Source organism: Kerstersia gyiorum (genome assembly GCF_004216755.1).
GTDB classification, from domain to species: domain Bacteria; phylum Pseudomonadota; class Gammaproteobacteria; order Burkholderiales; family Burkholderiaceae_B; genus Kerstersia; species Kerstersia gyiorum.
The window spans coordinates 580,494-604,515 of sequence record NZ_SGWZ01000001.1 but is presented as its reverse complement, the minus strand read 5'-3'; the positions used below and the strand labels follow the sequence as shown (position 1 = coordinate 604,515).

The following is a 24,022-nucleotide window of genomic DNA, read 5'->3' as shown; positions in this document are numbered from 1 at the left end:
ACTGCACCGCTTGCAGCGCTGGCATGCATCACGCCAGCCCTTGTCCCCATTCTATGCCGATCCGGGTTTTCCTGCCCACCAGGCTGCCGCGCACGCAACCATCCCGGCCAATGCCACACCGCTGCCCATGGCCAGCGGCGTGCCGTCATGCATCCAGGCCACCAGCGCATTGAATACCGCTCCCAGGCCGAATTGCAGTGCGACAGCCAGGCCCGTGGCTGCACCGGCCTGCAGCGGATACCAGGCCAGCAGGCAGGCCAGCGCATTGGCGCCCATCATGCCCGTCACACTGAAGAAGGCCAGCATGGCCACGACGATCCACGGCAGCCCGCCCGGCCCGCCCAGCACGCAGGCCACCAGCAGCGCGATGCCCGCCAGCGCGGCGATACTGCCCCCCAGGCGCAGCAATTGCTGCGGCCGCATGCGCTTGAGCATCCGGGTATTGGCGTATGTCATGACCATCACGCCCAGGATATTCAAGCTGAAGAGCCAGGCATAGCTGCGCGGGGACAAGCCGAAATACTCGATATAGACGAACGGCGATGCGGTGATATAGGCGAACATGCCGCCAAAGGTGAAGCCCATGGCCAAAATGCAGGCCAGTGCGCGTGAACGGCGCAGAATGTCTCCATAGGATTTGAACGCCGCCAGGACCGAATCCCGGCGCTCTGCCGGCGGCAGGGTTTCAGGCACCCGCTGCAGCACCGCCAGCCACACCAGCGCCGCCAGGACGGCCAGTGCCGCAAACACGGCGCGCCAGCCCAGCACCGTCAGCAGCAGGCTGCCCAGCAACGGCGCCACCAGCGTGGCTACCATGGTGATCATGTGCATCCAGGACAGCACGGTGGCGGCCTTGCCTATCGGAAAAGCATCCCGCACCACCGCCCTGGCCAATACCGATGCGCCGGCGCCACCCAGGGCCTGCAGCAAGCGCCAGCCGATGAGCTGCCCGGCCGACTGGGCCAGCAGGCAGCCAATGCTGGCAATGACATACAGCGCCACACCGCCCAGCAGCAGCCTGCGGCGTCCGAAGCGGTCCGACAGCGGGCCGTAGAACAACATGCCCACGCCGAAGCCCGCCAGGAACACGCCTATGGTCGACTGTATCCTGCCGGTATCCACACCCAGGGCGGCGGCAATATCCGGCAGCGCCGGCAGGTACATATCAATGGACAGCGGCCCGAACGCCGCCAGCGCGGCCAGGATGACCATCAGCCGCCCGCTGCCGGACTGCGGCTGGCCAGCACTGCCTGCCACGTTGCCCTGCGGGGCTGCGCTGCCCGCCACACCGATGCCTTGGCCTGTCGTCATGGCCTCTCCTTTAACCAAGCGCCATCAGCCGTGGCGCACATCAAACACCCATGGAAAACGGCCCGAAGAAGCGCAACACCTCTTCGGGCCGTCATGTCGCCGCCTGGGCGATGCGCCCGGCCTATGCGGCCTGCGGCGCGCTGATCAGAACTGCAGCAGCCAGAGCGCCAGCCCCGGGAATACCAGCAGCAGGCCGATCCGGATGAAGTCCGAGATCAGGAACGGCACCACCGCCTTGGCCGAGGCCATGAACGGCACGTCAGGCGCAGCGCGCTGCACAATGAACAGGTTCATGCCATGCGGCGGTACGATCAGGCCGATTTCCACCACCATCAGCGCCAGGATACCGAACCAGATGGCGCGGTTTTCGCCCATCAGTCCCGGCATATCCAGCCCCATCACGATGGGGAAGAAGATGGGGATCGTCAGCAGCAGCATGGCCAGCGAATCCATCAGGCAACCCAGGATCAGGTAGATCAGCAGGATGGCAGTGATCACCAGCATGGGCGACAGGCCGGACTCGCTGATGCGCGTCGCCAGTTCCACCGGCATTTGCGTCAGCGCCATGCCCGAGTTGAGCAAGTCCGCCCCCAGCAGCACCAGGAAGATCATGGCCGTCGTCTCCGACGTGCCGATGATGCTGGCGCGCAGGCCGGGCCAGCGCATGCCGCCCTGCACCACAGCCAGAATGCCGCAGGCCGATGCGCCAATGGCTGCTGCTTCGGTCGGGTTGGACCAGCCGCCGTAGATACCGACGATGACCACCAGGAACACGCCGATCACGGGCAGGATGCCGATGAAGGCCTTGACGCGTTCCATCAGGGGCGCCTTGGTCAGTTCGGTGGTGATGTTCCGGCGGCTGACGATGATGCGCAGCACGATCAGGTAGCCGATGATGGCGATCGTGCCGGGAATCACCGCTGCGACGAACAGCTTGGCAATGGATTCCTGCGTCAGCACCGCATAGACGATCAGCGGCACCGAAGGCGGGATCAGGATGCCCAGCGTGCCGCCCACCGCGACCGTGGCCGAAGCCAGCGGGCCGGGATAGCCATTGCGGCGCAGCTCCGGCAGGATCACGTGGCTCATGGTGGCCGCCGTTGCCAGCGAGGAGCCGCAGATGGCGCCAAAACCGGCGCAAGCGCCGATCGCCGACATGCCGATGCCGCCCTTCTGGTGCCCGACGAAGGCCGAGGCGCACCGGAAAATGGCACGCGACAGGCCGCCGTGGGTCGCGAACTGCCCCATCAGCACGAACAGCGGAATCACCGCCAGGTCGTAGTTCGACAAACGGGCATAGGCCAGGTTATTGAGCGTGAACAGCAGGCCGGAAAAATCGCCGTCGTTAACCGCCCAATAGCACAGGATGCCGCCCGCCAGCATGGTCAGGCCGATATGCACACGCAGTACCAGCAGCACCAGCGTAAAGCCAAGTGCAATCAATCCAAGGGTCATGCCGCTCATGCTTGCACCCCTTGTTGCGCGGCTGCCGCCGTTTCTTCCCTGCCGATCTTCAGCAGGTCAAGGATGCGCGCCAGCGCGGCCAGGGCCAGCAGCAGGAGGCTGGGAAGCAGAAGCATCATCGGTATCCACATGGGAACGGACAACAGCGTGGATACGTCGCCGTATTCCATGTTGTCCTGCATTTGCAGGAACGTGCGCCACAAAAGCAGCGAGGCCGCCAGCAGCATCAACAGGTGCGCGAAGATATCCAGGCGCCGGTTGACTCGGGCAGGCGCCCAAAGGGTAAAGGCATCCGCCTTGATATGCCGGCCGTGCAATTCACACAGCGGCAGGAAGGCGGCGATGGCAATGGCGGCGCCCATTTCCATCAGTTCCATGTCGCCCCGGATGGGGGTCGCAAACAGCTTGCGGCCCACCAGGGAAATCAGGGACATGATGATCAGGGCCACCAGGACCAGGCCGCCCGCCAGGGAAAATCCCCGGCAGACGGGCTCCAGCAGCCTGTGCAGGCGGCTGGGCAGTGACAGGGTGGACGGATCCATCCCTGTTGGGTGTGCTTCATTCATAGCTGTACTCGTATGCAGTCCAGCAATCCATTACTGGGCCAGCAGGCCACGGGCGGCTTCGAACAATTCGGCACCATCCTTCTTGCCGCGCTTGTTGTAGTCCACCACCCACTCCTGGCCGACAGCGTCCGTTGCCTTGCGCATGGCTTCATAGTCAGCCGGCTCGATGGCGATGATCTGCTCGGCAGTCACCAGTTCCTTGGCCTTGCGGGTCGCTTCGTCCCAGGCCACGCCGAAGTCGTTCACCAGCGCATCGCCACTGTTGCGATCGAGGATTTCCTTCAGGTCGGCAGGCATCTGGTCATACTTGCGCTTGTTCATCAGCATGGACAGCACGGTGTAGCCAATGGCGGGCTCGCCCTCGGCAATGGCGCTGTGGTAGCGCGTCACTTCTTCCAGCTTGGTCGAAGGCACGACTTCCCAGGCACCCAGCGCGCCATCGACCACGCCCTTGGAAATGGCTTCAGTCATCTGCGCCGGCGGCATGCTCACGGGCGTGGCGCCCAGGGCTTCCAGGGTACGGGCCACCGTGCGGCTGGAAGCACGCAGCTTCAGGCCCTTGAAGTCTTCCAGGGTACGCACGGCGCGGGGACGCGAATGGATATCCATGCCGCCGTCACCGAACATGGCCAGGACCTTGTAGTCCTTGAAGTCATCCGTGCCGTGCTCCTGGTAGAACTTCCAGATCAGCTCGTTACCCTTCACGCCGCCATAAGGCAGCATGAACGGCAGTTCCAAAACTTCCAGGGTCGGGAACTTGCCTGCCGAATAGGCCGGCGCCGTCCAGACGATGTCGGCCACGCCATTGCGTGCCATGTCGGCCAACTGCGCCGGCGTGCCGCCCAATTGCATGGAAGGATAGATCTGGCAATTGATGCGGCCTTCGGACTCGGTCTTGAGCTTGGCGCACCAGGGTTCGATCACATTGGCCTGCGCGTTCGACGCGGCAGGCAGGAAGTGTGCGATTTTGAGGGTCACATTGTCCGCTGCCATAGCGGTGCTAGCGGCTGCCGCCATCGCGCAGATGGCTGCCAATCTGGACAGTTTCATCGCCTTGTCTCCGTAAAGGATTTGACCGGCAGACGGGACGGCATCATGCGCCTCTGACCGGTCTATTGTGAAAATCAATTTTGTTAACAAGTTAATTACTTGGTGTTTTGGTGTCAATAGGATTCTAGCCGCCTAAGGGATAACCCGCCCCCCTTTCATGCATGGTTGACAACGCATCCGCGCCGTCTCCATAATGATTAACATGTTAATTAAATGAGGCACATGCCCGGCGGCTTGCCAGCCTCTCACCAGCCAGGGAAACCTGCGGGACAAGCCGGGCTCGGAGCACCCATGACATCATCGACCCATACCCCGCTCAGCGACGCCACGCGTGGCACCCTGTTCGGCATCGCCCTGAACTATCGCGGACTGCTCGACAGCCGCCTGGAAGAATTCCAGCAGCCGCCCTATCAGCGTCCGCCGGTCAAACCCGTGCTGTTCATCAAGACGCCAAATACGCGCAACCAGGATGGCGGCCAGGTCGCCAAGCCTGCGGACGCCCGCCTGCAGCCCGGCCCGGCGCTGGGCGTGGTGATCGGCAAGCGCGCCAGCCGCGTCAAGGCCGCCGATGCCATGTCGCACGTGGCCGGCTACGTCATCGTCAATGAATTCAGCCTGCCCGAGGACAGCTATTACCGTCCGGCAGTCAAGGCGAAATGCCGCGACGGCTTCTGCGCCATCGGCCCGGCCCTGGTGCCTGCCGCCGACATCGCTGACGTCAACCAGCTCGGCCTGCGCGTGTTTGTCAACGGCGAACTGCGCCAGCAGAACTCGACGGCGAACTGGGTGCGCACCATCCCCGAACTGATCGAAACGCTGAGCGAATTCATGACGCTCAACGAAGGCGACGTGCTGATCACCGGCACGCCGGAAGGCCGCGTGGACGTCGAACCCGGTGACGAAGTCATCGTCGAGATCGACGGCCTGGGCAAACTGCGCAACGTCATCGTGCAGGAACAGGAGAACCACTGACATGAAACGCGCCATCATCCGTCACCAGGGCCAGCCCGTCCATGTCACCGTCGAGGATATCGGCGGCAAGATCGAAGCCGTGCTGCAGGACGGCACGCGCCTGGCAGAACAGGACGTCGAATGGCTGCCGCCCGCCAGCGGCAGCATGTTCGCACTGGGCCTGAACTACGCCGACCACGCCCGCGAGCTGGCCTTCAAGCCGCCCACGGAGCCGCTGGCCTTCGTCAAGGCACCCAATACCTATACCGGCCACCGCCAGCAGACCTGGCGCCCCGACAACGTCGAATACATGCACTATGAGTGCGAACTGGTGGCCGTCATCGGCAAGCCGGCGCGCAACGTGCGCAAGGAAGACGCGCTGGAATACCTGGCGGGCTATACCGTCTGCAACGACTACGCCATCCGCGACTACCTGGAAAACTACTACCGTCCCAATCTGCGCGTGAAGAACCGCGACGCCACCACGCCGGTGGGTCCGTGGATCGTGGATGCCGCCGATGTGCCCAACCCGGCCGCGCTGACGCTGCGCACCTGGGTCAACGGCGAGCTGCGCCAGGAAGGCACGACGGCGGATATGATTTTCGACATCCCGACGCTGATCGAATACTTCTCCAGCTTCATGACCCTGCTGCCGGGCGACATGATCGCCACGGGCACGCCGGAAGGACTGTCGGACGTGAAGCCGGGCGATGAGGTCGTCACCGAAGTCGAAGGCGTGGGCCGCCTGGTGAACTTCATCGTCAGCGAAAGCGATTTCTTCGCCAAGCACAATCGCTGAACCGCAGCACCCGCCTGCGGCCAGCCCCGGCAAGCCGCAGGCAACACGATGCACCGAACGGAGCGCCCGCGCTCCTCGCAGTACTGGAACAGCCCGGCCCCGAGCCGGCGTTTTTCAAACGGCGCGCCGGCATGAGCCTGGCGCCCCCGCCACCCCACAGGATATCGACATGAGCATGATCAAGCACTGGATCAACGGCCAAGAGGTCGAAAGCAAGGAAACCTTCACCAACTACAACCCGGCCACCAACGAAGCCATCGGCGAAGTCGCCAGTGGCGGTGCCGAGGAAGTCAATGCCGCCGTGGCCGCCGCCAAGGCCGCCTTCCCGGGCTGGGCTGCCACGCCTGCCAAGGAACGCGCCCGCCTGATGCGCCGCCTGGGCGACCTGATCGACGAAAACGTCGGCCGCATCGCGGAACTGGAAACGCTGGACACCGGCCTGCCCATCCACCAGACCCGCAACGTACTGATCCCGCGCGCTTCGCACAACTTCAACTTCTTCGCCGAAGTGTGCACCCGCGTGAACGGCCATACCTATCCGGTCGACGACCAGATGCTGAACTACACGCTGCACCAGCCGGTGGGCGTGTGCGCGCTGGTGTCGCCCTGGAACGTGCCCTTCATGACGGCCACCTGGAAGACCGCACCGTGTCTGGCGCTGGGCAACACCGCTGTCCTGAAGATGAGCGAACTGTCGCCGCTGACCGCCAATGAACTGGGCCGCCTGGCACATGAAGCCGGCATTCCTCCGGGCGTGTTCAACGTCATCCAGGGCTATGGCGCCCAGGCGGGCGAACCGCTGGTGCAGCACCCCGACGTGCGTGCCATCTCCTTTACCGGCGGCACGGCCACCGGCCGCCGCATCATGAGCAACGCCGGCCTGAAGAAGTATTCGATGGAACTGGGCGGCAAGTCGCCGGTGCTGGTGTTCGCCGACGCCGACCTGAACCGCGCGCTGGATGCCGCCCTGTTCACCATTTTCTCGCTCAATGGCGAGCGCTGCACCGCCGGCAGCCGCATCTTCATTCAGGAATCGGTCTACGACGAGTTCGTGGCCGAATTCGCCGCGCGCGCCAAGCGCCTGCTGGTCGGCGATCCGCAGGACCCCAAAACCCAGGTCGGCTCGATGATCACCAAGCAGCACTACGACAAGGTCACGGGCTACATCCGCATCGGTATCGAAGAAGGCGCCAACCTGCTGGCCGGCGGCCTGGAGCGCCCGGCCAACCTGCCCGAGCACCTGAAGAACGGCCAGTTCATTCAGCCGACGGTATTCGCCGACGTGGACAACCGCATGCGCATCGCCCAGGAAGAAATCTTCGGGCCGGTGGTCTGCCTGATGAAGTTCAAGGACGAAGCCGAGGCCCTGCGCCTGGCCAACGACGTGGAATACGGCCTGGCGTCCTATATCTGGACCCAGGATATCGGCAAGGCGCACCGCCTGGCGCGCGGCATCGAAGCCGGCATGGTCTTCATCAACAGCCAGAACGTACGCGACCTGCGCCAGCCCTTCGGCGGAGTCAAGGCATCCGGCACGGGACGCGAAGGCGGCGACTATAGCTTCGAAGTCTTTACCGAGATCAAGAACGTGTGCATTTCCATGGGCAGCCATCACATTCCCCGCTGGGGAGTCTGATACGCTGTATCCACAGCGCTGAAAACGGCCCGCCCTGTGCCCTGCCGGGGCCGGGCCGAACCGACAGATGACAGGGCAGGCCTTGCCGTCCGGCAAGGAAGGAGACAGTTATGGGCAAACTCGCACTGGCTGCAAAAATCACCCACGTTCCGTCCATGTATCTGAGCGAGCTGGACGGCCCCCGCAAGGGTTTCCGCCAGTCCGCCATCGACGGCCACATTGAAATCGGCCGCCGCTGCCGCGAGCTGGGCGTGGATACCATCGTGGTGTTCGATACGCACTGGCTGGTCAACGCCGGCTATCACATCAACTGCGCGCCCCACTTCAAGGGCAACTACACCAGCAACGAACTGCCGCACTTCATCAGCAACATGCAGTACGAGTTTCCCGGCAACCCGGAGCTGGGCCAGATTCTGGCGAAGGTCGGCCGCGAGTACGGCATTGAAACCCTGGCGCACGACAAGACCACGCTGGGCCCGGAATACGGCACGCTGGTGCCGATGCGCTACATGAACGCGGACCAGCACTTCAAGGTGATCTCCGTGTCCGCGCTGTGTACCGTGCACTTCCTGAACGACAGCGCACGCCTGGGCTGGGCCTTCCGCAAGGCCGTGGAAGACCACTATGACGGCACCGTCGCCTTCTTCGCCAGCGGTTCACTCTCGCACCGCTTCGCCCAGAACGGCCTGGCGCCCGATTTCTCGGACAAGATCTGGAGCCCCTTCCTGGGCACGCTGGACGAGGAAGTCGTCCGCATGTGGGAACGCGGCCAATGGCAGGACTTCTGCGCCATGCTGCCCGAGTACGCCTCCAAGGGCCATGGCGAAGGCTTCATGCACGACACCGCCATGCTGCTGGGCGCGCTGGGCTGGTCCGAGTATGACGGCCATGCCGAAGTGGTCACGCCGTACTTCCCGTCCTCGGGCACCGGCCAGATCAACGCCATTTTCCCCGTGACGCCGCAGACCGGGGCCTCGATCCCGGAAGCCCAGGCCAACCAGCAGGCCTACGTGCCGGCCTCCGCCCGCCTCTGATGCCACGCACCGGGAAGCCTACAGGCTTCCCGGCTTCCTTTATCTCTCTGCGCGGATTTCGCCATGCCTCACCTCGTACTGCTTTTCACCCCTGACCTGGAACGCGACGCCGATATCGGTGCCGTCTGCCGCGACCTGGCCGACACCATGCTGGAACAGCGCGACGAACAGGGCAAGGCGGTTTTCCCCAAGGGCGGCACACGCGTGCTGGCCTACCCGGCTGCCTATTCGGCAGTGGCCGACGGCAAGGGTGACTACGGCTTCTGCTATGCCAACCTGCGCATGGGTTCCGGCCGCAGCAGCCTGGTCCACAAGCAGGTCGGCGACGCCCTGCTGGCCATATTGCGCCGCCATTTCGACAGCGTCCTGGCGCAACGCCCCGTCGGCGTCACGCTGCAGATAGACGAAGGCACCGGCCAGGTCTACGACGCCAAGCACAGCAGCCTGCACCCCCTGTTCGCCAAGGGCTGATACCAGACCCGCGCGCCTAGCCCTTTTACCGCTTCCATTCCATGCTCTCTTCCGACATCATCGAACAAGCCGCCGCCCGCCTCGACGAGGCCGAGCGCAGCGGCAAGCAAATCCGCCAGTTCTCGCTGGAATATCCCGGCATCACCATTGAAGACGCCTACGCCATCCAGCGCGCCTGGGTGGCCAAGAAGATCGCCGACGGGCGCCGCCTGGTCGGCCACAAAATCGGCCTGACCTCGCGTGCCATGCAGGTGTCGTCCAACATCACCGAGCCGGATTACGGCGCGCTGCTCGACGACATGGTGTTCGAGGAAGGTTCCGACATTCCCATCAGCCGCTTCATCGTGCCGCGTGTGGAAGTCGAACTGGCCTTCATCCTCGGCAAGCCGCTGCGCGGCCCCGGCTGCACCATTTTCGACGTACTGGACGCGACTGAATACGTGGTGCCCGCGCTGGAAATCATCGACGCGCGTATCCACCAGATCGACCCGGAAACCAAGGTGACCCGCAAGGTCTTCGACACCATTTCCGACAATGCCGCCAACGCCGGCATCGTGATGGGCGGCCGCCCCGTGCGCCCCAACGATATCGACCTGCGCCGCGTACCAGCCATCCTCTACCGCAATGGCGTGATCGAGGAATCCGGCGTCTCCGCCGCCGTGCTCAACCACCCTGCCAAAGGCGTGGCCTGGCTGGCCAATAAACTGGCGCCGTATGGTGTTACGCTGGAAGCGGGCCAGACCATCCTGGGCGGCTCCTTCACCCGCCCGGTTTCGGGCAGCGCGGGCGATACCTTCCATGTCGACTACGACCTGCTGGGCTCCATCGCCTTCCGTTTCGTCTGAGGTACGCAGCATGGATCTCCCCATCAATACTTTCAAGAAGAACCTCAAGACCCGCCCGCAGATCGGCCTGTGGGTCGGGCTGGCAGAAGGCTATGGCGCGGAAATCGCCGCCACCGCCGGCTTCGACTGGCTGCTGCTCGACGGCGAGCATGCCCCCAACGACCTGCGCGCCGTGCTGGCGCAGTTGCAGGCTGTCGCGCCTTATCACAGCCATCCCATCGTGCGTCCTGCCACTGGCGACGCCGTACTGATCAAGCAACTGCTCGACATCGGCACGCAGACCCTGCTGGTACCCATGGTGGAAAACGCCGAACAGGCGCGCCAGCTGGTGCGTGCCACGCGCTACCCGCCGCACGGCATTCGCGGCGTCGGCGCTGCCCTGGCCCGCGCATCGCGCTGGAACACCGTGCCGGACTACCTGAACCGCGCCGATGAAGAAATCTGCCTGCTGCTGCAGGTGGAAACCCCGACCGCACTGCAAAACCTCGACGAAATCGCTGCCGTCGAAGGCGTCGATGGCGTTTTCATCGGCCCCGCCGATCTGTCGGCATCCATGGGCCATCGCGGCAACCCCGGCCACCCGGATGTGCAGGCCGCCATCGAAGATGGCATCGCCCGCATCGTCAAGGCAGGCAAGGCTGCCGGCATTCTGTCCGCCAACGAGGCGCTGGCACGGCGCTATCTGGAACTGGGCTGCTCCTTCGTTGCGGTCGGCGTGGATACCAGCCTGCTCGCCAATGCGCTGGGCCAACTGGCCGCCCGTTTCCAGGGCAATGGCCAAACCGCCGCACCGGCACAACCCGCAGGCCCAGGCTACTGATGGCACCACGCAGCGGCCTTCTCGGCCGCTGCCCCCAGCGCTAACCTTTGATGCCGCCACAAGACGGCAAGAGAAACCCAGGAGACATTCATGTCCAGCCAGGAATTCGATTACGTCATTATCGGTGCCGGTTCCGCCGGCGCCGTTATCGCCGCCCAGATCATCCGCCGCGGTGGCGGCAGCGTGCTGCTGCTGGAGGCGGGCGGCAGCGACGACAACCTGATGATCCGCATGCCCGCGGGCGTCGCCAAGATCATCGCCAAGAAAACCTGGCCCTACATGACCGACCCGGCCCCGGAAACCCTGAACCGCCCGATGATCGTGGCGCAAGGCAAGGTACTGGGCGGCAGCAGTTCGGTCAACGGCATGATCTACATGCGCGGCCATCGAGAAGATTACGACGCCTGGGCGCAGCAGCATCAATGCACTGGCTGGGGCTTCGACGACCTGCTGCCTTATTTCAAGCGCGCCGAAGCGCATGAAAGCCTGACTGGCGAATACCATGGCAATGACGGCCTGTTGCCGGTAAGCGAAAACCGCTACCGGCATCCGCTGTCCATGGCATTCATCCGCGCCGGCCAGGAACTGGGGCTCGATTACGTCAACGATTTCAATGGCAAATCGCAGCAGGGCGTCGGCTATTACCAGACCACCACCCTGCGCGGCGAACGCGCCAGCACCTCGCGCACCTACCTGAAATCCATCCAGGGCAAAGGCCAGTTCGAACTGATCCTTGATGCCATGGTGGAAAAAATCAATATCCAGAACAAACGCGCCGAAGGCGTCACCTACCGGCGCGGCAACGGTAGCCCGGTAACGGTCAAGGCGCGCCGCGAAGTGATTGTCTGCGCGGGCGCCATCGGTTCGCCCAAGCTGCTGATGCTCTCCGGCATCGGCCCGGAGGCACACCTCAAGGAGCATGGCATCACGCCCGTGCAGGACCTGCCGGTGGGGCAGCACTTCAAGGACCACCTGCACCTGTCGGTCAACGCCGAAACCCGCGAACCCGTCAGCCTGTATGGTCAGGATAGCGGCTTGAACGCCATCCGCAACGGCATTGAATGGCTGGCCTTCCGCTCCGGCCCGGTCAGTTCCAACGTGCTGGAAGGCGGCGCCTTCGTCGATACCCACGGCGAAGGACGGCCCGATGTGCAGATCCATTTCCTGCCCATTCTGGATACCTGGGATGACCCGGACGGCGTCGGCAAGGGCCGCACCCATGGCCTGACCCTGAAAGTCGGCCACCTGCGCCCGCGCTCCGAAGGGGAAGTCCTGCTTTCCAGCGCCGACCCGGCGGCATTGCCGCGCATCAAGGCCAACTTCCTGTCGCACCCGGACGACCTGCCGGCCCAGATCCGCGCCGTGCGCCTGGGGCTGCAGTTCCTGGGTACCCAGACCATGCAACCCCTGCTGCGCGATATCTTCTCGCCCAACCCTGACTGGCTGAGCGACCCTGCAGCGCTGGAACAGTTCGTCAGGGGCGGCGTCAAAACCACTTACCATCCCATCGGTACCTGCCGCATGGGCCCGGATGCCCGCAGCGCCGTGGTCGACACGGAACTGCGGGTGCATGGCATCGACGGCCTGCGCGTCGCCGATTCCTCCATCTTCCCGGACATCCCCAGCGGCAACACCAACGCGCCGGTCATCGCCGTCGCGGAAAAAGCCGCCGACCTGATCCTGGGCCGTTCACTCTGATCACCACGGCACACGGCAAGCCGAACACACGGAGTCATATCAAATGAGCCAAGTCACTCTGCTCCCCGAAGTCGAAGCCTTCCTGGCCCGCCAGCACGGCCATTTCATCGACGGCCAGGCCGTCGCCAGCAGCGGCGCCCGTATCGCCATCGTCAATCCGGCTACCGGCCAGACCGTTGCCAGCATCGCCAGCGCCACACAGGCGGATATCGACGCCGCCGTCGCATCGTCGCAGCGCGCCTTCAGCGGCGCCTGGGCCAACACCACGCCGGCGCAACGCGGTGAACTGCTGCTGCGCATCGCCGACAAGCTGCTGGAACACACTGAAGAACTGGCGCAGCTGGAAACCCTGCAATCGGGCAAGCTGATCAATATTTCGCGCGCCTTCGAAGTCGGCCAGGCGGCCGCCTTCCTGCGCCACTATGCCGGCGCCGCCACACGCATCACGGGCGAAACCATCAACCCGTCGCTGCCGTCCTTCAATGGCGAGCGCTACACCGCTTTCACGCGCCGCGAGCCCCTGGGCGTCGTGGCCGGCATCGTGCCATGGAACTTCTCCATCATGATCGCCGTCTGGAAGTTCGGCTCGGCCCTGGCAACGGGTTGCACCAGCATTATCAAGCCCAGCGAATTCACCCCGCTCACGCTGCTGCGCGTGGCCGAACTGGCTCGCGAAGCCGGCCTGCCGGATGGCGTGCTGAACGTGCTCAACGGCGGTGGCGATGTCGGCCGCCAGCTCATCGAACATGACGGCACCGCGAAGGTCAGCTTTACCGGCTCCGTGCCTACCGGCATCGCCGTGGGCCGCACCGCGCTGGGGGCCAAGCTGACGCGCTTCACGCTGGAGCTGGGCGGCAAGAATTCCGTCGGTTTCCTCAAGGATGTCGATGCCGACAAGGCCGTGGCCGGCATCATGGAAGCAGGCTTTCTGCACCAGGGCCAGATCTGCGCCGCTGGCGAGCGTTTCTTCGTGCACCGTTCGCGCCAGGACGAAATCCTGGAAAAACTTTCCGCCACCCTGAGCACGCTGCGCATCGGCGACCCGCTGGACGACGCCTCGCAATTCGGTCCGCTGTCCAACAAACCTCACTTCGACAAGCTGCTGTCACTGTTCTCCCAGGCCCGCGCCGAAGGCTGCACTATCGTGCACGGCGCCAAACCGGTGGACGGCCCCGGCTACTTCGTCGAGCCCACCGTACTGGTGGCCAAGGATGCCAAGGCTGCGCTGCTCAACGAGGAAACCTTCGGCCCCGTGGCCACTTTCCTCGCCTATGACGACGAAGAAGAACTGCTGAACCTCTTCAACGATACGCCCTATGGCCTGTCGGCCAGCCTCTGGACCAACGACCTGGGCAAGGCCCTGAACTACGTGCCGCGCATCCAGGCCGGCACTGTCTGGGTCAACATGCATACGCTGCTGGACCCCGCCGTGCCTTTCGGCGGCGCCAAGCAGTCCGGCCTGGGCCGAGAATTCGGTTCGGCCTTCATCGACGACTACACGGAACTGAAGTCCGTCATCATCCGGCACTGAGATCAGGATCTGACAATGAGCACCCAACACACCCCCGCTTCGCTTGCCCTGAACGACGCCAGCCTGCTGCGTACGCAAGCCTATATCAACGGCCAATGGGTCAACGCCGACAGCGGCAAGACTTTCCCGGTCACCAACCCCGCTGACCTCAGCCAGATCGCCAGCGTTCCATCGCTGGGCGAGGCCGAGACCGACCGCGCCATCCAGGCCGCCGAGCAGGCCCTGCCGGCCTGGCGCGCAATGACGGCCAAGCAGCGCTCCGCGTTGCTGCGCCGCTGGTTCGAGCTGATGATGGAAAACCAGGAAGACCTGGCCCGCCTGCTGAGCCTGGAACAAGGCAAGCCGCTGGCAGAAAGCCGTGGCGAAATTGCCTACGGTGCCAGCTTCATCGAATGGTTTGCCGAGGAAGCCAAGCGCATTTACGGCGACATCATCCCGCAAGACCGCTCCGGTCGCCGCCTGCTGGTCGTCAAGCAGCCCATCGGTGTGGTCGCGGCCATCACGCCGTGGAACTTCCCCAATGCGATGATTACCCGCAAGGCCGGCCCGGCCCTGGCGGCAGGCTGCACGGTCGTGATCAAGCCGGCTTCGGAAACCCCGCTGTCCGCGCTGGCGCTGGCTGAACTGGCCGAGCGCGCCGGCATCCCCGCCGGCGTGGTCAACGTCGTCACCGGCGACGCCCGCGCCATCGGCGGCGCGCTGACGCGCAGCCCGGTCGTGCGCAAGCTGTCCTTCACCGGTTCCACCGGCATCGGCAAGCTGCTGATGGCGCAAAGCGCAGACACCATGAAGAAGGTCAGCATGGAACTGGGCGGCAATGCGCCGTTCATCGTATTTGACGACGCCGACCTGGACGCCGCCATCCAGGGCGTGCTGGCCTCGAAATTCCGCAATAGCGGCCAGACCTGCGTCTGCACCAACCGCGTGCTGGTACAAGACGGTATCTATGACACCTTCGCCGCCAAGCTGGCCGAGGCCGTCAATGCACTCAAGGTGGCTCCGGCCCAGGAGCCCGGTGCAGAGCAAGGTCCGCTGATCAACGCCAAGGCCGTGGCCAAGGTCGAAGAACACATTGCCGATGCCATCGGCAAGGGCGCTCGCGTCCTGGCTGGCGGCAAACCGCATGCGCTGGGCGGCACCTTCTTCGAACCGACTGTGCTGGGCGATGTCACGCCTGAAATGCTGGTGGCGCGCGACGAAACTTTCGGCCCGCTGGCTCCCATCTTCCGTTTCAGCACCGAAGCCGACGCCATCCGCATGGCCAACGACACCGAGTTCGGCCTGGCCTCCTACCTGTTTACCCGCGACCTGGGCCGCGCCTGGCGCGTCAGCGAAGCACTGGAATATGGCATGGTAGGCGTCAACGAAGGCATCATCTCCACCGAGATCGCGCCTTTCGGCGGCATCAAGGAATCGGGCATGGGCCGTGAAGGCTCGAAGTACGGCATCGAAGACTACCTCGAACTGAAGTACGTCTGCATGGGCGGCATCGGCGCCTGACGCCCTGCCCCCGGCGCCCCCCCGCGCCGCAGCGCAAGACTGGCATGGCCACGCCCGCCGGCCTTGCGCCTGCATGGCGCCCGCGTGCTGAAACGCTGCCCGGATACTCCGGGCAGCGTTCCCTGCCTCAGGCAGACCGCCACGGCCAGGGCAAATACCCTGCGCACAACCAGTAAAAAGCAGCAATCAGGCCATGGCCTTGCTACCATCGCGCCAGCCCGTGCATTGCCGCTGCTGCCGCGATGCATGTCCGCCCCCCTTTGCGTGGCCCCCGCCCGGATATTGATATAGGTAAGCCAATCGTTGACGAGCACGACCTGGAAAACCGCGCCCATTCCCTTTCTGGACCTGGGCCCCGTTCATGACCAGCGCTATGCCGACGCAGATTTCCACTGCGACGAACATGGCCGGCTGAGTTCATTTTTCGGCCGCAGCGTGCCGGTTCACCGACACGACCGATTCTTCCAGATCCATTGCATTTTCAATGGTCAGGTACACCTGTACCTCGACGACCAGCAATACCGGCTGCCGGGACCCGTGTGCTTTTTCACCCCGCCGGGCGTCCCCCATGCCTTTGTCACGGATGCCGACAGCGAAGGCATCACTCTGACCATCCGGCAGCAACGCGTCTGGAGCCTGTTCCACGACGAAGCCGAATTCAGCGTGGCGCTGGGCCAGCCGCTGTGCGTGGCGCTGGCGCCGCACCAGAAGCACGAACAGGACGCCGGCCATACGCTGCAGCGCCTGTTCCACCAGGCCCAGGCCGAATTCCATGCCAGCCACCCGGGACGTGACGGCAACCTGATGGCGCTATTGCGCCTGATCATCGCGTCCCTGCTGCGCCTGGGAACAGCCGCCCCGGCACGGCGCCCGGTTGCGCCAACCGAGCTACAGCTATTCCATCGCTTCAATCAGTTGCTCGTGGCGCACTGCGTCGACAACTGGCCCTTGCAACGCTACGCCGATACGCTGGGGCTGACGACGGCACGCCTGAACCTGATCTGCCGCCGCCTGGCGGATATGTCTTCCAAACAGATCATCGCTGAACGCCAGCTGCAGGAAGCCAAGCGCCTGCTGCTGCACAGCAATCAGTCCGTCAGCCAGATATGCTTTGCGCTGGGGTTCCAGGACCCTGCGTATTTTTCGCGCTTTTTCAGCCTGCGCACCGGCATGCCGCCAGTCCGTTTCCGCCAGTTGGGCGCCACGCCCGGCGCCTTGCGAAAAGTCCAAGCTTAACGGCGAAAGCTGCATTCCACTTCTGTCTTTGTGTTCCTACCATGTGGGTTCCACGCACGCACCGTCCGGTAACGAACCGGCGGCCCGCAGGGTTCTTTCCCGGCCCAGCCATAGGCCCACGCCCTGGCATGCCCATGACACCAGAATCCAGGAATGGAGACAGCACGCATGTACCCTGAACGCTACCGCAGCGACACCCACCGCCCCCTGACCGGTGCGGAATACCTGGCCAGCCTGCGCGATGGCCGTGAAATCTATATCTACGGCGACCGCGTCGAAGATGTGACCACCCACCCGGCGTTTCGCAATGCCGCCGCCTCGGTCGCGCACCTGTATGACGCGCTGCACGACCCAGCCACTCGGGATGAGCTGTGCTGGAACACCGACACGGGCAGCGGCGGCTATACCCACAAGTTCTTCACCATTCCCAGGACGCAGGACGAGCTGCGCGAACAACGCGATGCCATCGCCGCCTGGTCGCGCCTGTCCTATGGCTGGATGGGCCGCACGCCGGACTACAAGGCCGCCTTCGGCCAGGCGCTGGGCGCCAACCCGGAGTTCTACGGTCGCTTCGCCGACAACGCGCGCCACTGGTACCGCCGCATCCAGGAATCGGTGCTGTACCTCAACCATGCCATCGTCAACCCACCCATAGACCGCAACCTGCCCAGCGACCAGGTCAGCGACGTGTTCATGCGCATCGTCGAAGAAAACGACAAGGGCATCGTGGTCAGCGGTGCCAAAGTGGTGGCCACCAATTCGGCGCTCACCCACTACAACTTCATCGGCTTCGGCTCGGCGCAGGTCATGGGCGACAACACCGATTTCGCCGTCATGTTCCTGGCGCCCATGAATGCCCGGGGCGTCAAGCTGATCTGCCGGCCGTCCTATGAGCTGCAGGCCGGCCTGACCGGCGGCGCCTTCGAGTACCCGCTGTCGAGCCGTTTCGATGAAAACGACGCCATCCTGGTCCTCGACAAGGTATTCGTGCCCTGGGAAGACGTGCTGGTACACCGCGACTACGAACGCTGCCGCAACTTCGCCAGTCAGGGCGGCTTCGGCCGCATCTATCCCATGCAGGGCTGCACCCGCCTGGCGGTAAAACTGGACTTCATCAGCGGCCTGCTGGTCAAGGCGCTGGAATGCACCGGCACGCTGGAGTTCCGCGGCGTCGCCGCCCAGGTCGGCGAAGTCGTTGCCTGGCGCAACCTGTTCTGGTCGCTGACCGACGCCATGTACGGCGCAGCCGAGCGCCAGGATAGCTGGAGCACGCCAGCGCTGCTGCCCAGCAACCAGGCCATGCAGACCTACCGCGTCATGGCGCCCACCGCCTACCCCGCCATCAAGAAGATCATCGAACAGACCGTGGCCAGCGGCCTCATCTACCTGCCATCGGGCGCGCGCGATCTCGCCAACCCGGAACTGGACAAATACCTGTCGGTCTACTGCCGAGGCTCGGGCGGCATGGACCACGTGCAACGCATCAAGATACTCAAGCTGATGTGGGATGCCATCGGCAGTGAATTCGGCGGCCGTCACGAGTTGTATGAAATCAACTACGCCGGCAACCAGGACGACATTCGCCTGCAGACGTTGGGCTATGCCAAAACCTCCGGCAAACTGGCGCAGATGACGGGCTTGGTGGACCAGTGCCTGTCCGAATACGACCAGCACGGCTGGACCGTGCCCCATCTGCACAACTCGAATGACATCAACGCCCTGGACCGCATCCGCCAGCCCCGCCAGGCCTGAGCGCGGGCAAGCGAATCCTGGCACCACGGCAGAGCCGCAACAACGCTCCGGCAGCAGCCCGGGGCGTTACTGGCCAGGCCTGTCGCGGCCCCCTGAAAATAGGGTGGCCAACCTGCCGGAACACTTCCCTACGGCAGCGCAAAATCCGTCATAATCAGGCATTAACCACCGTCCCTGGCCGGCATCAACGCTTCATGCGGAAACCTTGTGGCCAGACGGCATAACAATGCCCAGGAGACTGTCCCCGCTGCGGGTCAGCGCCAGCCCGGCCAATGCGCCGGGCTGGTCATATCCGCCTGCTTCCGGCAGGGGCTCCCCTTCCGCTGATCAACCCATGTCCATCATCACCCGTCCTTTTCTTACCCTCTCCCTGCTGCAGGCCCGCGAAGCGTCCATGCAGTTTTTCCGTCCGTCGCTCAACCGCAACAATCTTACCGAGCAGCAATGGCGCATCCTGCGCACGCTAGAGCAGCATGGCGACATGGAAAGCCACCAACTGGCTGACCTGGTCTGTATCCTGAAGCCCAGCATGACCGGCATCCTGAACCGCATGGAGCGCGATGGCCTGGTGAGCAAGCGCAAGGCCGAGCACGACCAGCGCCGCATCTACGTCAGCATCACGGAAAACGGCAGCAATATCTACCAGCGCATGACCGCCGAGGTCGAACAGAACCACAACCGCCTGCAGCAGCAGTTCGGCAAGGACAAGCTGGACCAATTGCTGGCCCTGCTCGACGAACTCAAGCAAGTCAAACCCTGAGGCGGGCCACCATGCCGCCACGCCGGCACCTGCGCAGGCCAACCCTGCCAGCCGCGCGGTGGTTTCCTGTGCCACCATGAACATTCCGACCGGACAACCCATTCCCAATCTCGGCATCGGCCATCTGGCCGGCGCCGAGCATGCCGATGCCGATGTCCACTACGCCGAGCTGGACACCCTGGCCAACCGGCTGGGCCGCAGCATGTCGGTGCACAGGCACGATCGCTACTTCCAGGTGCATTACGTTGCCAGCGGAGCCGTGCGTGTCCATATGGACGAAAGCCTGTACCGCCTGGACGGGCCGATGATCTTCCTGACGCCGCCAGCCTTCGCCCACGCCTTCGTGACCGAAGACAACGCCAGCGGCCATGTGCTGACCGTTCGCCAGCCCATCATCACCGATCTGTTGAATGCGGAACCAGGGCTGGTGCATGGGCAGGCCATCGCGCCCATCTGCCTGTCCATTGAAGCGCTGGACGGCAGCCACCGCGAGGAAATCCACGGCCTGACCCAGCTGTTCGAACGCCTGCGCGCCGAGTTCCAGTCACGCCGTCCTGCCCGCGCGCAGGCCTTGCGCCTGCTGGCGCAGCTGACGTTCATCAGCCTGTTGCGGCTGGCGCCGGCGTCCATGCCCGCGCCACCGGCACGCAAGGATGATCTGGCACTGTTTCGCGCCTTCAATACCCTGCTGGAGGAGCACTTCCTGCAACATTGGCCCATCGCACGCTACTGCGAACTGCTCAATGTCAGCGACCTACGCCTGAATGAGACATGCCGGCGCGTCGCCGGCTGCTCATCGAAGCAATTGGTCAATGAACGGCTATTGCAGGAATCAAAGCGGCTGCTGATTTTCACCAGCCATCCTGTCGCGGAGATCGCCCATTTGCTGGGCTTCAAGGACCCCGCCTATTTCAGCCGCTTTTTCCATCGCCTGGCGGGCCAGCCGCCAGGAGCGTTCAGGAACGAGGCTGCGAGTCGATGACAGCGGACAGCACGGTGCGGAAGGCATGCAACTGCGCCGGGCTGAAATTACCAAATACACGCTCCTGCTGCGCCTGGGCCACTTCCCAGACCGCCTTGGCCTCCGCCGCGCCAGCGTCGGACAGCAGCACGCCATCGGCGCTGTCCTGTACCAGGCCGCGTTCGCGCAACAAGGCCAGCGCGCCGTCGATCTCGCGCATCGGCATGTCCGCCTCGCGCACCAACGCGCCCAGGCTCAACGGCTGCACCGGGTCCAGCACCATCAGCAGGCGCGCTTCCCCGGCACGCCAGCCAGTCTTGAGCTGCTCGGGCTGGTAGTCTTCCTGGTAGCGGCGCACGGCCTGCGTCATCAGGTAGTAGAAATTGTCGCGCAGACGCGACTGGTAGCCACTGGGCAGCTGGGGAGCCGCATTCTCGCCGCGCGCACCATGCGGATGCGGCAAGACCATGGAATACGCACCCTGGTGATACAGCAGCGGTGCCTGGCCGCCATCTTCGAATTCCAGCACGCGGCCGATCAGAATCCAGTGGTCCCCGGCGTCGATCACCTGGTGCTTTTCGCACTGGAAGCTGGCGGCGCAACCATCGAGCAGCAAGCTGCCGCCGTGGCCTTCACGCACAGCCACCCCGGCAAACTTATCGGCGCTGGGGCGGGCAAACTGATTGGACAGCGGAATCTGGTCCGATGCCAGGATGTTGACGGCGAAATGGCTGGCCTGCTCGAATACGGCGCAACTGCCGGCACGCTTGTCCAGGCTCCACAGCACCAGCGGCGGGTCCAGCGATACCGAGTTGAAGCTGTTGGCGGTCACGCCGGTGCGCTCGCCGCTGGGCGAGCTGGCCGTCACGATCGTCACGCCGGTTGCGAAGTTGCCCAGCGCGCGGCGCAGGACTCGCGGGTCAATCGAAGTACCCGTCTGAGAGGCTTGTGTCATATCGTCTCCTTGCCATCCATGGCATGCGGCGCCTGTCGCGCTGCGCCCTCATGATGGAAAACGACTGCCCGCCAGCAGCAGGCAGTCCAGGTGAGCCGGCCTGCCGCCCTGGCGCCGCCCCACCGGACAGCGCAGGCCGGCAGGCCGGCTCACGGTACATCAGGTCAGGCTGGGATCGGGATCCAGGCCCATCAGTTCACGGCCCAGGATCTGGGCGCAGACATCATAGTCGGTGTACGCGTGCGCACCCGTCATGTGGCTGTCGCGGAACAGGCGTTGCATTTCGTTGGTTTCGAACCAGGCGCCGCCGCCAGCGGCAGCGAACAGGCGATCCACGGCTTCGATGCACATCTTCACGGCATAGGCCTGGTTGGTACGCCAGAACGTCAGCGTTTCGCGGGTCGGGTAGCGCTTGGCTTCGCCGTGCTCGCGGTGCTCTTCCCAGGCCTTTTCCAGCAGCGCGCGCGCAGCGGCGACCTGGTGGGTGGACTCGGCCAGGCGCATCAACGCCGGCACGGAGTTGCCCACGGAAGCGCCGGTATAGGCACGCACGCGGTTCTTGGTCTTTTCCTTGAACGCTTCGAGCATGCGTTCGGCCACGCCCAGGCTAATGGCCGAAAAACCGCTGGCGAAGTACGGACGGTACGGCGTGTAGTAGATCTTGCTGTCCGGGTAGAGGCCAAACCCGGCAGACTTGCCTTCCATCATGTCCTTGGCTGCCTGGATACGGTGGTTGGGCACGAAGGCCTTGTCCACGACCAGGGTCTTGGAGCCACTGCCACGCATGCCGATGGCATACCAGTCGTCCAGGATTTCATAGTCCTGGCGCGGCAACACGGCGAAACAGTAGACCTTTTCGCCCGCCTGGTTCAGGCGGTGGAAGCCCAGAATGGCCCATTCGGCGTGGTCACAGCCACTGCTCCAGCCCATGCGGCCGCTGAACATCACACCGCCTTCGACTTCTTCGATCTTGCCGAACGGCGCGATGCTGCTACTGGCGGTGGCATCCGGGTTCTCGCCCCAGATTTCATCCTGCAGCTGCTTGGGGAACATGGCCAGCTGGTGATTGTGCGTGCACAGCAGGCTGAATGCCCACGCGGTGCTGGCACATGCGCCGGCCAGGGTGACGATGCATTGCGCGAAATCCGGCAACGACATTTCCAGGCCGCCATAGGCCTTGGGCAGGAAGGCGCGATTCAGGCCAATGCCCTTGAGCAGCGCGATGTTTTCGGCCGGCACCTGACGGTCCTGTTCAGCCTGGGCCGCACGCGAAGCGATCTCCGGCAGCAGCGCCTTGACCTTCTCCAGCATCGGATTGGAAATTGTGTTTTCCATATCTGTCTCCTTATAAATGGCCGCTGCGGAAAACGCGCAGCCAGGCAAGCCAGGAATATGGAAAACCCTTGCATGACGGAGACTTGCCGCCAAAAAACAGGTATCCCTGGCAGATTACGAGGAGATTATAAATATGTTAACGATGCATCCGAAATGCAATATTCCGGACAATCATTGCACTTTTCCATGAACCAAGGGAAAACCCTCATCTCTTTCGTCTGCCGCCCGGTAGCCTGGCCTGCGCCCCAGGATCGGGTTCAGCATAAAGCAAAAAGGATGGGCGCGAGGCCGCAATCAGCGCGACCCGGGTTTCCCCAGGCGCGACAGCTGGAACACGTCGGCGCAAAACGCCTAGAGCTTGGCGACCGACACCTCGGTGGCCTTCACGAAAGCCAGGACGTCGGTGCCGATTTCCAGCCCGAGGTCTTCGACCGAACGGGTCGTGATGACCGAGGTCACGATGCCCGCCGGGGTTTCGATCTCGACTTCGGAGACCACCGGACCAAGGATGATGGCTTTCACTTTGCCACGGAACTGATTGCGTGCGTTAATCGAAGAAACTGTCATGTTCTCGCTCCTGCGGGGCAGAGGGACCAAAATAAAGGTGACAGGCCGCAGACCGGCCCGGCATGATTCAGACGGCCAGCTGCAACTGGCTGGCCAAGCGGCCCAGGTCATAGGGACGCGGGGCAGTCCGGGCCGGCAACAGCTGGCTGACAGCCTCGATGGCGGCATCGAGCCTTACCCGTATGTCTTCGTCGAGCTGCGCGTTGCCCTGTTCGTCAACCTGCACCTGGGCTTCGGTGGCATAAACACCTGCCAGGATATGGCGCGCCCCCAGCGCAGACAGCACTGGCTTGAGGCTGTATTCCAGCGCCAGAAGATGCGCGGCACTGCCGCCCGTCGCCAGGGGCAATACGATCTTGCCCGCCAGCGCGGTCTGGTCCAGCAGGTCCAGCAAGGCCTTGAGGCCGCCGGCAAACGATGCCTTGTAGACCGGCGTGGCGATCAGGACGACACGTGCCGGCGTGACGCGCTGGCGCAGCCTGGCGGCATCTTCACTGGCATAGTTGCCATGGACCAGGTCTTCCGCGCTGACGTCGCGGATTCCCAGGCTGTCCACTGAACCATGTTGCTGCGAAAGCGCCTGCGCGGCATAGCGCAACAGGGCATTTGAACGTGAGCGGGCCGACGGGCTGCCCGCTATCGCGATGATAGACATAACGGCGTGATACCTATTCCACAACGATGCCTGGACGACGCGGACAGCCTGACAGCGGCAGCCCGGGGCAGCAAGGCGAAAGAGTCATGCTACCCATGCATGGCGGAAATCAGAACAACGCTTTC

22 protein-coding genes are annotated in these 24,022 nt (G+C 64.0%); 14 read left to right on the top strand and 8 right to left on the bottom strand.

All coding sequences use genetic code 11. The features are described 5' to 3' along the window. Positions 1–51 precede the first annotated feature (51 nt). The 4 genes from EV679_RS02735 to EV679_RS02720 all read right to left on the bottom strand — a co-directional run bounded on the left by EV679_RS02735 (position 52) and on the right by EV679_RS02720 (position 4,391). Positions 52–1,311, bottom strand: a complete 1,260-nt coding sequence (locus EV679_RS02735) for a Bcr/CflA family multidrug efflux MFS transporter (protein ID WP_130486458.1) — start codon at positions 1,309–1,311, stop codon at positions 52–54. A 144-nt stretch (positions 1,312–1,455) separates the two neighbouring features. Further along, entirely contained in the window at positions 1,456–2,775 is a 1,320-nt protein-coding gene (locus tag EV679_RS02730; protein ID WP_068367496.1) for a TRAP transporter large permease, read from the bottom strand. Then, complete coding sequence (locus EV679_RS02725; RefSeq protein ID WP_068367498.1) at positions 2,772–3,341, bottom strand: TRAP transporter small permease; 570 nt, start codon at positions 3,339–3,341, stop codon at positions 2,772–2,774. Before EV679_RS02725 ends, EV679_RS02730 begins: the two co-directional genes overlap by 4 nt. Before the next feature lie 30 nt (positions 3,342–3,371). Further along, positions 3,372–4,391, bottom strand: a complete 1,020-nt coding sequence (locus tag EV679_RS02720; protein ID WP_130486457.1) for a TRAP transporter substrate-binding protein — start codon at positions 4,389–4,391, stop codon at positions 3,372–3,374. Positions 4,392–4,682: 291 nt separating this feature from the next. On the opposite strand from EV679_RS02720, the gene EV679_RS02715 reads away from it, so the two are divergent. From EV679_RS02715 to hpaA (EV679_RS02650), 14 genes are all read left to right on the top strand, one after another. Beyond that, on the top strand, positions 4,683–5,363 hold the full coding sequence (locus tag EV679_RS02715) for a fumarylacetoacetate hydrolase family protein (protein WP_130486456.1): 681 nt from the start codon (positions 4,683–4,685) through the stop codon (positions 5,361–5,363). A gap of 1 nt (position 5,364) precedes the next feature. Next, positions 5,365–6,141, top strand: coding sequence for a fumarylacetoacetate hydrolase family protein (locus tag EV679_RS02710; protein ID WP_068367504.1), 777 nt, complete (start codon positions 5,365–5,367; stop codon positions 6,139–6,141). Positions 6,142–6,316: 175 nt separating this feature from the next. Then, on the top strand, positions 6,317–7,777 hold the full coding sequence (gene hpaE / locus EV679_RS02705; protein ID WP_068367852.1) for a 5-carboxymethyl-2-hydroxymuconate semialdehyde dehydrogenase: 1,461 nt from the start codon (positions 6,317–6,319) through the stop codon (positions 7,775–7,777). Positions 7,778–7,887: 110 nt separating this feature from the next. Further along, on the top strand, positions 7,888–8,811 hold the full coding sequence (gene hpaD / locus EV679_RS02700; protein ID WP_068367506.1) for a 3,4-dihydroxyphenylacetate 2,3-dioxygenase: 924 nt from the start codon (positions 7,888–7,890) through the stop codon (positions 8,809–8,811). Positions 8,812–8,874: 63 nt separating this feature from the next. Continuing rightward, on the top strand, positions 8,875–9,282 hold the full coding sequence (locus EV679_RS02695; protein WP_068367508.1) for a 5-carboxymethyl-2-hydroxymuconate Delta-isomerase: 408 nt from the start codon (positions 8,875–8,877) through the stop codon (positions 9,280–9,282). A 41-nt stretch (positions 9,283–9,323) separates the two neighbouring features. Next, positions 9,324–10,127: a 2-oxo-hept-4-ene-1,7-dioate hydratase gene (hpaH, locus tag EV679_RS02690; RefSeq protein WP_068367510.1), complete on the top strand. Its 804-nt coding sequence runs from the start codon at positions 9,324–9,326 to the stop codon at positions 10,125–10,127. Positions 10,128–10,137: 10 nt separating this feature from the next. Beyond that, entirely contained in the window at positions 10,138–10,947 is an 810-nt protein-coding gene (gene hpaI / locus EV679_RS02685; protein WP_068367512.1) for a 4-hydroxy-2-oxoheptanedioate aldolase, read from the top strand. A gap of 90 nt (positions 10,948–11,037) precedes the next feature. Continuing rightward, complete coding sequence (locus tag EV679_RS02680) at positions 11,038–12,645, top strand: GMC family oxidoreductase (RefSeq protein WP_068367514.1); 1,608 nt, start codon at positions 11,038–11,040, stop codon at positions 12,643–12,645. 43 nt (positions 12,646–12,688) lie between these two features. Next, positions 12,689–14,176 (top strand): aldehyde dehydrogenase family protein, encoded by a 1,488-nt coding sequence (locus EV679_RS02675; protein WP_130486455.1) that lies wholly within the window; start codon positions 12,689–12,691, stop codon positions 14,174–14,176. Between the two features lie 15 nt (positions 14,177–14,191). Further along, a complete protein-coding gene (gene gabD, locus EV679_RS02670) occupies positions 14,192–15,676 on the top strand; it encodes an NADP-dependent succinate-semialdehyde dehydrogenase (protein WP_068367518.1) in 1,485 nt (494 codons plus the stop codon). Positions 15,677–15,979: 303 nt separating this feature from the next. Continuing rightward, positions 15,980–16,912, top strand: coding sequence for a 4-hydroxyphenylacetate catabolism regulatory protein HpaA (gene hpaA, locus EV679_RS02665; RefSeq protein ID WP_068367520.1), 933 nt, complete (start codon positions 15,980–15,982; stop codon positions 16,910–16,912). A 153-nt stretch (positions 16,913–17,065) separates the two neighbouring features. After that, the gene (gene hpaB / locus EV679_RS02660; RefSeq protein WP_202969508.1) at positions 17,066–18,664 is read left to right on the top strand and encodes a 4-hydroxyphenylacetate 3-monooxygenase, oxygenase component; all 1,599 of its coding nucleotides are present in this window, start codon (positions 17,066–17,068) and stop codon (positions 18,662–18,664) included. Between the two features lie 334 nt (positions 18,665–18,998). Beyond that, positions 18,999–19,424 carry a homoprotocatechuate degradation operon regulator HpaR gene (gene hpaR / locus EV679_RS02655; protein ID WP_068367524.1) on the top strand — a complete coding sequence of 142 codons (426 nt, stop codon included), beginning with the start codon at positions 18,999–19,001 and terminating at the stop codon, positions 19,422–19,424. Positions 19,425–19,500: 76 nt separating this feature from the next. After that, positions 19,501–20,406 (top strand): 4-hydroxyphenylacetate catabolism regulatory protein HpaA, encoded by a 906-nt coding sequence (gene hpaA / locus EV679_RS02650; RefSeq protein WP_068367526.1) that lies wholly within the window; start codon positions 19,501–19,503, stop codon positions 20,404–20,406. Here hpaA (EV679_RS02650) and EV679_RS02645 read toward each other — a convergent pair. The 4 genes from EV679_RS02645 to ssuE all read right to left on the bottom strand — a co-directional run bounded on the left by EV679_RS02645 (position 20,381) and on the right by ssuE (position 23,897). Next, complete coding sequence (locus tag EV679_RS02645) at positions 20,381–21,340, bottom strand: p-hydroxyphenylacetate 3-hydroxylase reductase component (RefSeq protein WP_068367528.1); 960 nt, start codon at positions 21,338–21,340, stop codon at positions 20,381–20,383. The genes hpaA (EV679_RS02650) and EV679_RS02645 overlap by 26 nt on opposite strands. A gap of 159 nt (positions 21,341–21,499) precedes the next feature. Further along, positions 21,500–22,675: a p-hydroxyphenylacetate 3-hydroxylase oxygenase component gene (locus EV679_RS02640; protein WP_068367530.1), complete on the bottom strand. Its 1,176-nt coding sequence runs from the start codon at positions 22,673–22,675 to the stop codon at positions 21,500–21,502. A 351-nt stretch (positions 22,676–23,026) separates the two neighbouring features. Further along, positions 23,027–23,242 (bottom strand): TOBE domain-containing protein, encoded by a 216-nt coding sequence (locus tag EV679_RS02635; protein ID WP_068367532.1) that lies wholly within the window; start codon positions 23,240–23,242, stop codon positions 23,027–23,029. A 67-nt stretch (positions 23,243–23,309) separates the two neighbouring features. Then, positions 23,310–23,897, bottom strand: coding sequence for an NADPH-dependent FMN reductase (gene ssuE / locus EV679_RS02630; protein WP_130486454.1), 588 nt, complete (start codon positions 23,895–23,897; stop codon positions 23,310–23,312). Positions 23,898–24,022 lie beyond the last annotated feature (125 nt).